Here is a 13,503-nt window from a genome sequence, read left to right on the forward strand (position 1 = left end):
GAAGTACCGCCACCCGAAGCACCGCCACCCGAAGCACCGCCACCCGAAGCACCGCCACCCGAAGTGCCGCCGCCCGAAGTGCCGCCACCCGAACCGCCGCTACCCGAACCGCCGCCACCCGAACCGCCGGTGCCGGACGCATTGCCTCCGCGGCCCGTGCCGCCTGACGTTGCGCCTGTCGCTCCACCAACACCAGCAGGTCCGACGGCACCGTTTCCGTTATTTCCACCGCTGCCGCTGCCGCCGCCGGGGTTTCCGCCACTGCCGCTCGCGCCGGCACCGTGACCACCGATGCCACCGCCCGCATAGACGAGCGACGCGCACGCAGCCGGATTGGCCGCGCACGACGAAGCGTCCTCGACCAGCATCATGACGGTGTCCGCGTCGGCGTTCGCGACGGGCGCGGAGTCGGGCGCCGCATTCTGCGCGACTGCATACGAGCAGCAGCACGCAAACGCAGCTGCGGCCATCAAGGTCGCGCGATAGCACCGTCCCGCCGCGCGGAACGGCTGTTTTGTCTTAAGCATCATGGCCTCCCGTGCGCGCGAAGTGTCGTAGCCGCGCGGCTATCTACGTGTGGTGCAGGGGGCCAGCAAAGATTCGTTATCCTTTCGGTCGCCGATTGCCTTCGGGCTGGCGCTTGAAGCCAGCCGCGAACGCGGATCGGCACGCGGGCCCGCCGTGCGAAGCCCTATCTGCGAGATTCGTGCCATCGGCCGCTTATGCCCGTGGCGCAAGGCGCACGCATGCGTGCGACGGCGCATGAAACGTCGTCGAGGGGGTTTTGTTTCCGAAATGAAACGTCTGAACGATGCTCAGCGCGCCGGCGCGTCGGCCGCGCGCTGCCAGCGGTGGAACAGGATCGATGCGATCCAGCAGACGAGGAACAGCGCGACGATGCCGTAGCCGATCGAGCCGAAGCGTTCGCCGAGCGCATCGAGCGCGTCGCGCACGGGGCCTGTCAGCGACAGCTTGTCGGCCAGCAGGCCGGCCGCCTCGATCCCGCCGATCGCAAGCGCGACGGCCGCCGAGACGAACGTGATGCTCGCGTTGTAGAGCAGCTTGCGCTGCGGATCGTCCATCGCCCAGCCATACGCATGAATCATCAGCACGTTGTCGGTCGAGTCGATCAGCGTCATGCCGGCGGTGAACAGTGCGGGAAACAGCATGACCGTATAGACCGGCAGGCTCTGGCTCGCCTGCGCGGCTGCGATCGCGAGCAGGCCGATTTCGGTTGCAGTATCGAAACCGAGCCCGAACAACACGCCGACCGGATACATGTGCCAGCTTTTCGACACGAACCGGAACAGCGGGCGCAGCAGCCGCGACACGAGTCCGGCCGGGCGGTGCACGTGCGGGGCGCCGTGCGCGTGCTCCGGCGCTCCGCGATAACGCCGCCACACGTCGCGCAGGATCATCAGGTTCACGCACGCGAGCACGAGCAGGAAGGTCGCCGACACCGCCGTGCCGATCGTGCCGCCGATCTCGCGAAACGCATCGAACCGGTCGCGCAGCGCGAACGCGGTCAGCGCGATGCCGAGCGTCGCGGCGATTACGATCGTCGAATGGCCGAGCGAGAAGAACAGCCCGACGCTCACCGGACGCTGGCCGTCCTGCATCAGCTTGCGCGTCGCGACGTCGATCGCCGCGATGTGATCGGCGTCGACCGCATGACGCAGCCCGAGCCCGTACGCGATCGCCGCGGTGCCGAGCAGCAGCGGATGGTCGCGCAGCACCGCGAGCGCCCACAGCCAGACGGCGACGTTCGCGGCGATCAGGCCGGCGTAGAGCATCAGCAGACGGCGTAGAGCATCAGCAGACGGCGCAGGGCAGGAGTGGGCGGCGGCATCGGGACGGTTCCATCAGACGAATCGCATTGCATTGTGGCATGCGAAAAAACGCGTGACGGGCCGATCAAAAAAGCCGCGGGCGGTGCGCATCGGACAAAAAAAACCCGTCCGGCGGAACCGGACGGGCTTTGCATGATGCGGCAGGGCGCAAGCGCCCGGCGCTTACTTCGTTTTCGCGTTGATCACGCCTTCCGACACGTTGGCCGGCGTTTCCGCGTAGTGCTTGAACTCCATCGAGTACGTCGCGCGGCCCTGCGTGGCCGAACGCAGCGACGTCGAATAGCCGAACATCTCGGCCAGCGGCACTTCGGCGCGCACGAGCTTGCCGCCGCCGCCCGCGATGTCCTCCATCCCCTGCACGATGCCGCGCCGGCTCGACAGGTCGCCCATCACGTTGCCCATGAAGTCCTCGGGCGTCTCGACCTCGACGGCCATCATCGGCTCGAGCAGCACGGGCTTCGCGCGGCGCATCGCTTCCTTGAACGCCATCGAGCCGGCCATCCGGAACGCGTTTTCGTTCGAGTCGACGTCGTGGTACGAGCCGAACGTCAGGTGCACCTTCACGTCGACGACCGGGTAGCCCGCGAGCACGCCGCTCTTCAGCGTTTCGGTGATGCCCTTGTCGACGGCCGGGATGAATTCGCGCGGAATCACGCCGCCCTTGATCTCGTCGAGGAACTCGTAGCCCTTGCCCGGGTTCGGCTCGAGCGTGATCACCGCATGGCCGTACTGGCCGCGGCCGCCCGACTGCTTGACGAACTTGCCCTCGACGTCGGACGCCGTCGTGCGCACCGTCTCGCGATACGCGACCTGCGGCTTGCCGACCGTCGCTTCGACGCCGAACTCGCGCTTCATCCGGTCGACCAGGATTTCGAGGTGGAGCTCGCCCATCCCCGAAATGATCGTCTGGCCGGACTCTTCGTCGGTCTGCACGCGGAACGACGGGTCTTCCTGCGCCAGGCGGTTCAGCGCGAGGCCCATCTTTTCCTGGTCGGCCTTCGTCTTCGGTTCGACGGCCTGCGAGATCACCGGCTCCGGGAATTCCATCTTCTCGAGGATGATCGGCTTGGTCGGATCGCACAGCGTGTCGCCCGTCGTCGCTTCCTTCAGGCCGACGGCCGCCGCGATGTCGCCCGCGCGCACTTCCTTGATCTCCTTGCGTTCGTTCGCGTGCATCTGCAGGATCCGGCCGAGCCGTTCCTTCTTGTCCTTCGTCGCGTTCAGCACCGTGTCGCCGGATTCGACGACGCCCGAATACACGCGGAAGAAGATCAGCTGGCCGACGAACGGGTCGGTCATGATCTTGAACGCGAGCGACGAGAACGGCTCGTCGTCGCTCGGATGACGTTCCGCCGGCTTTTCCGGATCGTGGAAGTCGTGGCCGAGGATCGCGGGTACGTCGACCGGCGACGGCAGGTAGTCGATCACCGCGTCGAGCATCGCCTGCACGCCCTTGTTCTTGAACGCGCTGCCGCACAGCATCGGCACGATCTCGTTGGCGACCGTGCGCTTGCGCAGCGCGGCCTTGATCTCGTCCTCGGTCAGCGATTCGTGGTCGTGCAGGTACTTCTCGAGCAGTTCCTCGCTGGCTTCCGCCGCGGCCTCGACCATCTTCTCGCGCCATTCATGCGCGAGCTCGACGAGGTTCGCGGGGATCTCCTCGTACGCGAACTTCACGCCCTGGCTTTCGTCGTCCCAGACGATCGCCTTCATCTTCACGAGATCGACGACGCCCTGGAAATGATCTTCCGCGCCGATCGGAATCTGGATCGGCACGGCGACGCCCTTCAGGCGCTCGCCGATCTGCCGCTGCACGCGGAAGAAGTCGGCGCCGACGCGGTCCATCTTGTTGACGAACGCGATGCGCGGCACCTTGTACTTGTTCGCCTGGCGCCACACGGTTTCAGACTGCGGCTGCACGCCGCCGACCGAGTCGTAGACCATGCACGCGCCGTCGAGCACGCGCATCGAGCGCTCGACTTCAATCGTGAAGTCGACGTGCCCGGGCGTGTCGATGATGTTGATCCGGTGTTCCGGGTAGTTGCCGGCCATGCCTTTCCAGAAGGCAGTGGTCGCCGCCGACGTGATCGTGATGCCGCGTTCCTGCTCCTGCTCCATCCAGTCCATCGTGGCCGCGCCGTCGTGCACTTCGCCGATCTTGTGGCTCACGCCGGTATAAAACAGGATGCGCTCGGTCGTCGTGGTCTTGCCGGCATCGATGTGAGCGCTGATCCCGATATTGCGATAGCGCTCGATGGGGGTTTTGCGGGGCACGTGAACCTCCTGGTGGTTCGGATCGTAAGCGGGCAGGCTGGACCGGCCCGGGTTTGGAACAAGCGAGACTTAAAGCATAGCGCTTGCGCGTGGCTTTTGCAGATGCGGCCAGCGCCGGCGGAATCAAGCCGGGCAGCGCCGACCGCAGGCGAAAAAAAAGCCGGCGCGCAACGGGCAGCCGGCTTCGGTCGGGGCGCGGCGCGAGGCCGCGGACCGCTGTTACTGCGCCTTCGGCAGGCCTTCGAGCTTCATGCCGGGCTTGATGCCCTTCGCGGCGAACCAGCCCTTGCTCATTTCGAGCGCATAGACGCCGTTGTTGCGCGGGCAGTGGTTGTCGGTCGTCTCTGCCTTCATCTCGTCGATGTCGGTGATCGTGCCGTCCGCGCGGATGAACGCGATCGACAGCGGGATCAGCGTGTTCTTCATCCAGAAGCAGTGCACGGCATTCTCGTTGAACACGAACAGCATGCCTTCGTTCGGCGCGAGCTGCGAACGGTACATCAGCCCCTGTTCGCGGTCGGCGTCGTTCGCGGCGACGGCCGCGTCGATCACGTACATGCCGGCGCGCAGCTTCAGGCGCGGGAACTCGCTCGGCTGCTTGGCGCCGGGCGGCATCTGCGCGCTGGCGGCCTGCATGCCGAGCGCGAGGACGGCGAGCGCGGCGGGAAACACGGCGGCGCGCGCAAGGCGGCCGAGCGACGAGCGCAGGGAGAATTGCACAGCGAGGCTCCTATCTGGAAAACGAGACCCGCATGGTACGCGATGCGCGCCGGCGGGCACAAAAAGAAAAAGGCAGATCGCCTTGCGGTGATCTGCCTTTCAACGCCGTAAGAACGGCAAGACTGCGTGTTCTTGACTGCGTTATTACAACCAGCTTGCTTAGTTCGAAGCAGCTGCCGGGGCTTCGGCTTCGCTTGCAGCCTTCTTCGCAGCGTGGTGCTTCTTAGCTGCGTGGTGCTTCTTGTGCGTTGCCTTCTTAGCCGGTGCCGAAGCAGCTTCTGCCGGAGCAGCAGCAGCCGGAGCGGCCGGAGCCGAAGCTTGTGCGAAAGCAGCCGTTGCGAAGAGACCAGCGACCAGAGCGGCGATCAGTTTGTTCATGTTGTGTTCCTCAGCTTTAGTTAATTAACCAAATGACCCGGCATAGGAGTCATGACGTCTAACGGTGCCATCCACCTTTCGGTTGACAGACGCTTCGAGAAATTTCTCATTGCGCTGCGGGCGCCGAATCGTATTCGAATAAAACGTCGCTTTCGTGACGCAAACACGTTCGGCTGCCAATGCCGGATAGCTCAGGGTGGCATCTGCGTGGTTTAACGCGCGATCTTCGCAGGCGGTTGACGAAAAAGATGACGAAAAAATCGCGCGCCGCGGATTCGTCATCCGGCGGGCGCGAAACCGTCCCACGGCGCGCGCGGCGGCAGTGCGATTGTTTCTCCCGGTGCAATGCCGAGCGCGAATATGTCCAGCGCACCGATGCCGACGCGCACCAGACGCAACGTCGGGAAGCCGACGGCCGCCGTCATCCGGCGCACCTGCCGATTCTTGCCTTCGGTGATCGCGAGCTCGATCCATGTGGTCGGGATCGCGGCACGGTAGCGGATCGGCGGGTTGCGCGGCCACAGCGCGTCGGGCGGCTCGATGAACTCGGCGCGGCACGGGCGCGTCACGTAGTCGCCGAGATCGACGCCGCGCGCGAGCGCCTTCAGGTCGGCCGGGCCGGGCGCGCCCTCGACCTGCGCCCAGTAGCGCTTGACCAGCTTGTGGCGCGGCTCCGCGATGCGCGCCTGCAGCGTGCCGTCGTCGGTGAGCAGCAGCAGACCCTCGCTGTCGGCGTCGAGCCGGCCGGCCGCATAGACGCCGGGCGTTTTTACCCAGTCGCCGAGCGACGGCCGCGTCTCGTGCGCGGAAAACTGGCAAATCGTGCCGAACGGCTTGTTGAGGGCGATCAGGTTCATGGCGGGGCGCCCGCCCGGCGCGCCGCGGGAAGCGGGGCAGGCGGTCTATGGCAAATGGCGGAATCTTAATGCATAATACGGAACGGCAAGTCCTCTGTCTTATATAAGACATAAGTGAGGTCTTGTACGCAGTGCCGCGCTTCATGCCGAAGTGCCCGGTTGGGGCGCTAGAATAGCGGCTCGCTGTTGCCGTCACGGGGTGGCCATGCCGCGCCCCCGACGCGCGCGCAGCTTCGACCAGCATCACCTGCTCAGCCACGTCACTGGAGTCGATCATGCCGTATCAGCACATCAAGGTTCCGGAAGGCGGTGACAAGATCACCGTCAACAAGGACTTCTCGCTCAACGTTTCCGATCAGCCGATCATTCCCTATATCGAAGGCGACGGTACGGGCTTCGATATCACGCCGGTCATGATCAAGGTCGTCGATGCGGCGGTCGCGCATGCCTACAAGGGCAAGCGCAAGATTCACTGGATGGAGATTTTCGCGGGCGAGAAGGCGACGAAGGTGTACGGTCCGGACGTGTGGCTCCCGGACGAAACGCTGCAGGTGCTGAAGGAATACGTGGTGTCGATCAAGGGGCCGCTCACGACTCCGGTCGGCGGCGGCATCCGTTCGCTGAACGTCGCGCTGCGCCAGGAACTCGACCTGTACGTGTGCCTGCGCCCGGTCCAGTACTTCAAGGGCGTGCCGTCGCCGGTGCGCGAACCGCAAAAGATCGACATGGTGATCTTCCGCGAGAACTCGGAAGACATCTACGCGGGCATCGAATGGGCCGCGGGCTCCGAGCAGGCGAAGAAGGTGATCAAGTTCCTGCAGGACGAGATGGGCGTGAAGAAGATCCGCTTCCCGGAAACCTCGGGGATCGGCGTCAAGCCCGTGTCGACCGAAGGCACCGAGCGCCTCGTGCGCAAGGCGATCCAGTACGCGATCGACAACGATCGCAAGTCGGTCACGCTGGTGCACAAGGGCAACATCATGAAGTTCACGGAAGGCCTGTTCCGTGACGCCGGTTACGCGCTGGCGCAGAAGGAGTTCGGCGGCGAGCTGATCGACGGCGGGCCGTGGATGCGCGTGAAGAACCCGAAGACGGGCAACGAGATCGTGATCAAGGATTCGATCGCCGACGCGTTCCTGCAGCAGATCCTGCTGCGCCCGGCCGAATACGACGTGATCGCGACGCTGAACCTGAACGGCGACTACATCTCCGATGCGCTGGCCGCGCAGGTCGGCGGCATCGGGATCGCGCCGGGCGCGAACCTGTCGGATTCGGTCGCGATGTTCGAGGCGACGCACGGCACCGCGCCGAAGTACGCGGGCAAGGATTACGTGAACCCCGGTTCCGAGATCCTGTCGGCGGAAATGATGCTGCGCCATCTCGGCTGGACGGAAGCGGCCGACACGATCATCGCGTCGATGGAGAAGTCGATCCTGCAGAAGCGCGTCACGTACGACTTCGCGCGCCTGATGGAAGGCGCGACGCAGGTGTCGTGCTCGGGCTTCGGCGAAGTGCTGATCGAGAACATGTAAGTCCCCTTGCGGGGTGGGCCGGAGCGTTTCCGGCCGCCCCGGCGCCTACTGCCGGCGCCGGGGCGTTTCGTGGATGGCAGGTTTGTTGGCAGGGCGGTCCGGCATGCGGGCCGCGGCGCCGCGATGCGGCCCGGATGCCCTGCAAGGTAGAACATGACGGCCCTCGCAATACCACCGCCCGGCTGAGCCGGCGTGCCCCTTTCGCGACCGACCCGGTCGCTCCCCGCCGGTTACCGCCGGCGCTCCTCAGTCCCACAATCACGTAGCAATGCTTTGACCACCATGTCCACTTCGCCCAAGATCATCTATACCCTCACCGACGAAGCGCCCGCGCTCGCGACCTATTCGCTGCTGCCGATCGTCAAGGCCTTCACGCGCTCGTCCGGCGTCGCCGTCGAAACGCGCGACATCTCGCTCGCCGGCCGCATCATCGCGGCATTCGCGGACGTCCTGCCGCAGGAGCAGAAGGGTTCCGACGATCTGGCCGAGCTGGGCCAGCTCACGCTGAAGCCGGAAGCGAACATCATCAAGCTGCCGAACATCAGCGCGTCGGTGCCGCAGCTCAAGGCCGCGATCGCCGAACTGCAGGCGCAGGGCTACGCGCTGCCGGCCTACCCGGAAGACCCGTCGACGGATGAAGAGAAGGCCGTCAAGGCCCGCTACGACAAGATCAAGGGCAGCGCGGTGAACCCGGTGCTGCGCGAAGGCAACTCCGACCGCCGCGCGCCGCTGTCGGTCAAGAACTACGCGCGCAAGCATCCGCACAAGATGGGTGCGTGGCAGGCCACGTCGAAGGCGCACGTCGCGCACATGAGCGAAGGCGACTTCTACGGCAGCGAGAAGTCGGCGCTGATCGCCGATGCGGGCAGCGTGAAGATCGAACTCACGACGACCGACGGCGCGAAGAAGGTGTTGAAGGAAAAGACGGCCGTGAAGGCCGGTGAAGTCATCGACGCATCGGTGATGAGCCGCAACGCGCTGCGCAGCTTCATCGAAGCGCAGATCGCCGATGCGAAGGCGCAGGGCGTGCTGTTCTCGGTGCACCTGAAGGCGACCATGATGAAGGTCTCCGATCCGATCCTGTTCGGCCATTTCGTGTCGGTGTTCTACCGCGACGCGCTCGCGAAGCACGCGGACGTGCTCGCGCAGGTCGGTTTCAACCCGAACAACGGGATCGGCGATCTGTACGCGCGCCTGAAGGACCTGCCGGCCGACACGCGCGAAGCGATCGAAGCCGACATCAAGGCTGAATACGCGGTGCGCCCGCGCCTCGCGATGGTCAACTCGGACAAGGGCATCACGAACCTGCACGTGCCGAGCGACGTGATCGTCGACGCGTCGATGCCGGCGATGATCCGCGAGTCGGGCTGCATGTGGGGCCCGGACGGCGAGCTGTACGACGCGAAGGCCGTGATTCCGGACCGCTGCTACGCGGGCGTCTACCAGGCCGTGATCGAGGACTGCAAGCAGCACGGGGCATTCGATCCGGTCACGATGGGCAGCGTGCCGAACGTCGGCCTGATGGCGCAGGCGGCCGAAGAATACGGTTCGCACGACAAGACGTTCCAGATCCCGGCGGACGGCGTCGTGCGCGTCACCGATGAAGCCGGCAACGTGCTGCTCGAGCACGCGGTCGAGTCGGGCGACATCTGGCGCATGTGCCAGACGAAGGACGCGCCGGTGCAGGACTGGGTCAAGCTGGCGGTGAACCGCGCCCGCGCGACCGGCGCACCGGCCGTGTTCTGGCTCGATCCGGCGCGCGCGCACGATGCGCAGGTCATCGCGAAGGTCGAACGCTACCTGAAGGATCACGACACGAACGGCCTCGACATCCGCATCATGACGCCGGAAGACGCGACCCGCTTCTCGCTCGAGCGCATCCGCGCGGGCAAGGACACGATCTCGGTCACCGGCAACGTGCTGCGCGACTACCTGACCGACCTGTTCCCGATCATGGAGCTCGGCACCAGCGCGAAGATGCTGTCGATCGTGCCGCTGATGGCCGGCGGCGGGATGTTCGAAACGGGTGCGGGCGGCTCCGCGCCGAAGCACGTGCAGCAGTTCGTCGAGGAAGGCTTCCTGCGCTGGGATTCGCTCGGCGAATTCCTCGCGCTGGCTGCATCGCTTGAACACCTCGGCCACGCGTACCAGAACCCGAAGGCGGTCGTGCTCGCGAAGACGCTCGACCAGGCGACCGGCAAGTTTCTGGACGAGAACAAGTCGCCGGCGCGCAAGGTCGGCGGCCTCGACAACCGCGGCAGCCACTTCTACCTGTGCCTGTACTGGGCGCAGGCGCTCGCCGAGCAGACCGAGGACGCGGCGCTGAAGGCGCAGTTCGAAGGCGTGGCGAAGGCGCTGTCCGACAGCGAAGCGCGCATCCTGGAAGAACTGGCAGCCGCGCAGGGCAAGCCGCAGGCAATCGGCGGCTACTACCGTCCGAGCGTCGACCTGACGAGCCAGGCGATGCGCCCGAGCGCAACGCTGAACGGTATCGTCGACGCGGTCGCCTGACGCCGGCCGCGCGATCGCGCGGGCCAGTGCGGAAGTCGGTGCGGCGGGTTTTACCGTCCGCCGCTCTACGCAAAAGAAAAACGCCCCGGACGCCCGGGGCGTTTTTCGTTGCAGGCTTGCCATTCAGACGTGAACGATTTCCCACTCGGCGATTTCGTGCGGCACTTCGAGCGTCGCCGTGTCCATGTCAGACAGTTGCGGGCAGTCGCCGCGGGAGATGTGGTCGGCAGCCACTTCGGGGCACGAGAACGCGCCGAGCAGGGCGTTGCCGAACGTCGCTTCCCAGCCGCCGTTACCCGGCAGGATGTAGAACGACCCGAGCGCTGAACCAAAGCGAAATCCCTTCATTTCCGTTCTCCCTTTCTGATCACAAGCGATTCTGTTGTGCCGCCTGCCGGCTCGGCCGGCTGTGGCTCGACTGGCTGCTTGCGCGGGGTTCCGTATCGAACCTCGTGGCGAAGCGTCAGTGCATGGAACAAAGTCTACGTCCGTGGCCCGCTCGGATGGTGCACGTAGAACAGCTTCTCGAAACAAAAATTCTCATTTAAAAACAATGCATTATTTTTGTCGTTTTGTATTGCGGAACGATTTTTGGCATCGCGAAACAGGAAATTTGTGCCCTGCACCACGAATTTTTACAACGCAGGGACTTGTTCCGCATCGTGAAATATTCCCAATTTCGCGGGGGATGGCGCGACGAGCGCTTATGCCGGGGCGAACGGCCGGCGCCAAGCGGTAGCCCGGAGTCCGGGATCCGAGCGGATGAGAGTGGCGGCGGCGGTCGCCGGTGAATAGGCGTGCATCACTGATCGACGATGCCGGTCGATGCGTGTCGAACCCGGCTCGGCAGCGCCGCGCACTGTGGCGTATCGCCGCCCGACCGGCGGCGGCGCGTTTCGACAGGGGCTCGCGGTTATGATGACGCGGGCATCGGGTTTCGCGTCGCACATCGGCATTCGAGCCGGCCGGCGCGGTCGTCGCGGCTGCCGCGCGACGCAGCATGGATAACGAGGAACGATTGATGATACGGAGAACCTTCCTGTCGCGCGCCATCGGTGTCGCGGCCGCGTCGCTGTTCGCGCGCACTGCTTGGGCGCAGCATGCCGGTCATGAGGGCATGGCCGGCATGGATTCGATGGACGACATGCCCGGCATGGCGGGCATGTCAGGGATGTCGGATCATGCGCCGCACGGCAAGCCCGCGCAGGCCGCGCTCGCGGCCGCCGACGCGCTGCCGGCCGGCGCGCCGCTCGCCGCGCTGCGCACGCTCGCGAACGAAAGCCGCGAGCCCGGCACGTTCCGGGCAACGCTCGTGGCGCAGCCCGTTGCGCGTCCGATGCTGCACGGTGCGCGGCCGACCACTTTCTGGCAGTTCGGCGCGGGCACGCAGGGGCCCGTCGTCGGTCCGCTGATCGACGTGCGCGAGGGCGACACGGTCGAGATCAGGTTCGTGAACAAGCTGCCGCAGCCGTCGACGATCCACTGGCACGGGCTGTCCGTGCCGCCCGACCAGGACGGCAATCCGTCCGATCCGGTCGCGCCCGGCGCGTCGCGCGTGTACCGCTTCACGTTGCCGAAGGGCAGCGCCGGCACCTACTGGTATCACCCGCATCCGCACATGATGACCGCCGAGCAGGTGTTTCGCGGGCTGGCCGGCCCGTTCGTGGTGCGCGCCGCTGACGATCCGCTCGCCGGCTGGCCCGAGCGCAACCTGTTCGTGTCGGATCTGAAGCTTGCGCGCGACGGCACGATTGCACCGAACGACATGATGGACTGGATGAACGGCCGTGAAGGTCAGTTCGTGCTGGTCAACGGCGCACGCCGACCACGAATCGACGTCGCCGGCGACGAGCGCTGGCGGGTATGGAACGCGTGCAGCGCGCGCTACCTGCGCGTCGCGTTCGACGACGGCCGTGCGTTCGAGCACGCGGGCACCGACGGCGGGCTGTTCGACGCGCCGCGCCGCGTGACGTCGCTGCTGATTGCGCCGGGCGAGCGCGCGGAGTTGCTGGTGCGCGCCGGCGATCGTGCGTCGCGCGCGGTGCTGCAGGCGGCCGAATACGACCGGCGCAAGATGGCGATGTCGCACGACGACGGCCACGGTAGCCTGCCGCCCGATCCGGCGCTGGCGCTGGCCGATGTCGCGTTTGCGCCTGCCGAGGCGCGCGCGCTGCCCGCCACGCTGCGCGCGGTACCGCCGCTAGGCGAGCCGGTTGCGCACAAGACGGTCGCGTTCGGCGAAGAAATGGACATGGACGCGATGATGAAGGGCGCGGCGCACGGCCGCCCGGCCGGCATGCGCTTCACGATCAACGACGAGACCTATGCGCCGCACCGCGCGACGCTGACGAGCCGTCGCGGCGACGTCGAACGGTGGGAGATCCGCAATGCCACCGACATGGATCACCCGTTCCACCTGCACGGCACGCAATTCCAGGTGATCGAGCGCGCGTCGGGCGGCTCGCGCGCGGCCGAACCGTTCCGCGCATGGCGCGATACCGTGAACGTACGCAGCGGCGAAACCGTGACGATTCTCGTCACGCAAGACATGCCCGGCGAGCGCATGTTCCATTGCCACATTCTCGAACACGAGGATCTCGGCATGATGGGCACCCTGAAGGTCGTGTAACGAAGGCGCTAATGTGTTTCACATGCCGGATCAGTTTCCGATCTGCATGCGTGACAAGACAATACGTGTTCAATAATCGGGATTGAACGAAAAGGCCGGCCAATCGATAATCGATTGGCCGGCCTCAAAAAAAGAAACCCGGCGCATTGCGCCGGGTTTCTTCGTCCGATATCCGATGCCTTTATGCGGCCTGGATGTTCGACGCTTGCTTGCCCTTCGGTCCTTGAACGACGTCAAAGCTCACCTTCTGGCCTTCCTTCAGCGTCTTGAAGCCATTCATGGTGATAGCCGAGAAGTGCGCAAACAGATCCTCACCGCCCTCGTCGGGAGTGATGAAACCGAAGCCCTTCGCGTCGTTGAACCACTTAACGATACCAGTTGCCATACCTACTTCCCCTGTCACACAGTCGCTGCTACTTACCACGAGCACGCTCGAAAAGCTAAACGACCGGAAAATGCAGCCGTTCCCCCCTCACAAGCTCACCTCGGCCTCATTCATTTCGCCAACCGGCAATATGAAAAAAGTGCCAGCTTGATTGTTGGCGCTCTTTATTGGAGTGTCAAGAGGAATTTTTAGACGTATGGAGGGCCGTTGTAAAGAACACATTTTCAGGGTTTTTCCGGCTTTGCTTCGCAGCATGCGGCCAAGCGCCGGGACTTGAAAAGCCGCATAATCGGCTCATATACCAGGCTCGAGTGACACGCGTTCGAGTCGTCCCGGCTTGTGGGATACTGGATGCGGATGCGACGTT

At 65.1% G+C, this 13,503-nt stretch carries 10 protein-coding genes and 1 pseudogene; 3 read left to right on the plus strand and 8 right to left on the minus strand.

What is annotated here, in order from left to right; genetic code table 11:
* From OEJ37_RS23445 to OEJ37_RS23470, 6 genes and pseudogenes are all read right to left on the minus strand, one after another.
* Positions 1–527, minus strand: a pseudogene (locus OEJ37_RS23445) (hypothetical protein); the annotation flags it as partial.
* A gap of 288 nt (positions 528–815) precedes the next feature.
* Positions 816–1,793 carry a HoxN/HupN/NixA family nickel/cobalt transporter gene (locus OEJ37_RS23450; protein WP_263346031.1) on the minus strand — a complete coding sequence of 326 codons (978 nt, stop codon included), beginning with the start codon at positions 1,791–1,793 and terminating at the stop codon, positions 816–818.
* Between the two features lie 219 nt (positions 1,794–2,012).
* Positions 2,013–4,124, minus strand: a complete 2,112-nt coding sequence (fusA, locus tag OEJ37_RS23455) for an elongation factor G (RefSeq protein ID WP_174419980.1) — start codon at positions 4,122–4,124, stop codon at positions 2,013–2,015.
* A gap of 219 nt (positions 4,125–4,343) precedes the next feature.
* Positions 4,344–4,844, minus strand: coding sequence for a DUF192 domain-containing protein (locus OEJ37_RS23460; protein WP_174419981.1), 501 nt, complete (start codon positions 4,842–4,844; stop codon positions 4,344–4,346).
* Between the two features lie 159 nt (positions 4,845–5,003).
* Positions 5,004–5,222, minus strand: coding sequence for a hypothetical protein (locus OEJ37_RS23465; RefSeq protein WP_072444916.1), 219 nt, complete (start codon positions 5,220–5,222; stop codon positions 5,004–5,006).
* A gap of 278 nt (positions 5,223–5,500) precedes the next feature.
* Complete coding sequence (locus OEJ37_RS23470) at positions 5,501–6,079, minus strand: pseudouridine synthase (RefSeq protein WP_174419982.1); 579 nt, start codon at positions 6,077–6,079, stop codon at positions 5,501–5,503.
* A 275-nt stretch (positions 6,080–6,354) separates the two neighbouring features.
* Here OEJ37_RS23470 and icd point away from each other — a divergent pair, with 275 nt between their 5' ends.
* Complete coding sequence (icd, locus tag OEJ37_RS23475) at positions 6,355–7,611, plus strand: NADP-dependent isocitrate dehydrogenase (protein WP_034178829.1); 1,257 nt, start codon at positions 6,355–6,357, stop codon at positions 7,609–7,611.
* Positions 7,612–7,893: 282 nt separating this feature from the next.
* Positions 7,894–10,122, plus strand: coding sequence for an NADP-dependent isocitrate dehydrogenase (locus OEJ37_RS23480; RefSeq protein WP_174419984.1), 2,229 nt, complete (start codon positions 7,894–7,896; stop codon positions 10,120–10,122).
* A gap of 123 nt (positions 10,123–10,245) precedes the next feature.
* Here OEJ37_RS23480 and OEJ37_RS23485 read toward each other — a convergent pair whose 3' ends face one another.
* Entirely contained in the window at positions 10,246–10,470 is a 225-nt protein-coding gene (locus OEJ37_RS23485) for a hypothetical protein (protein WP_034178827.1), read from the minus strand.
* Between the two features lie 673 nt (positions 10,471–11,143).
* On the opposite strand from OEJ37_RS23485, the gene OEJ37_RS23490 reads away from it, so the two are divergent.
* Positions 11,144–12,751: a multicopper oxidase family protein gene (locus OEJ37_RS23490; protein WP_263346039.1), complete on the plus strand. Its 1,608-nt coding sequence runs from the start codon at positions 11,144–11,146 to the stop codon at positions 12,749–12,751.
* 181 nt (positions 12,752–12,932) lie between these two features.
* Here the strand turns inward: OEJ37_RS23490 and OEJ37_RS23495 are convergent, their stop codons facing one another.
* Positions 12,933–13,136, minus strand: a complete 204-nt coding sequence (locus tag OEJ37_RS23495; protein WP_006478030.1) for a cold-shock protein — start codon at positions 13,134–13,136, stop codon at positions 12,933–12,935.
* Between the last annotated feature and the right edge of the window lie 367 nt (positions 13,137–13,503).

Origin of the sequence: Burkholderia sp. BKH01 (genome assembly GCF_025685725.1) — a bacterium.
Taxonomy (GTDB): Bacteria; Pseudomonadota; Gammaproteobacteria; order Burkholderiales; family Burkholderiaceae; genus Burkholderia; species Burkholderia pyrrocinia_C.

What these genes read in the sequence shown, in the direction of transcription:
- icd (WP_034178829.1), top strand. Translation starts at nt 6,355, where the DNA reads ATGCCGTATCAGCACATCAAGGTTCCGGAAGGCGGTGACAAGATCACC.
- OEJ37_RS23480 (WP_174419984.1), top strand. Translation starts at nt 7,894, where the DNA reads ATGTCCACTTCGCCCAAGATCATCTATACCCTCACCGACGAAGCGCCC.
- OEJ37_RS23465 (WP_072444916.1), bottom strand. Translation starts at nt 5,222, where the DNA reads ATGAACAAACTGATCGCCGCTCTGGTCGCTGGTCTCTTCGCAACGGCT.
- OEJ37_RS23470 (WP_174419982.1), bottom strand. Translation starts at nt 6,079, where the DNA reads ATGAACCTGATCGCCCTCAACAAGCCGTTCGGCACGATTTGCCAGTTT.
- OEJ37_RS23450 (WP_263346031.1), bottom strand. Translation starts at nt 1,793, where the DNA reads ATGCTCTACGCCGGCCTGATCGCCGCGAACGTCGCCGTCTGGCTGTGG.
- OEJ37_RS23495 (WP_006478030.1), bottom strand. Translation starts at nt 13,136, where the DNA reads ATGGCAACTGGTATCGTTAAGTGGTTCAACGACGCGAAGGGCTTCGGT.
- OEJ37_RS23485 (WP_034178827.1), bottom strand. Translation starts at nt 10,470, where the DNA reads ATGAAGGGATTTCGCTTTGGTTCAGCGCTCGGGTCGTTCTACATCCTG.
- OEJ37_RS23490 (WP_263346039.1), top strand. Translation starts at nt 11,144, where the DNA reads ATGATACGGAGAACCTTCCTGTCGCGCGCCATCGGTGTCGCGGCCGCG.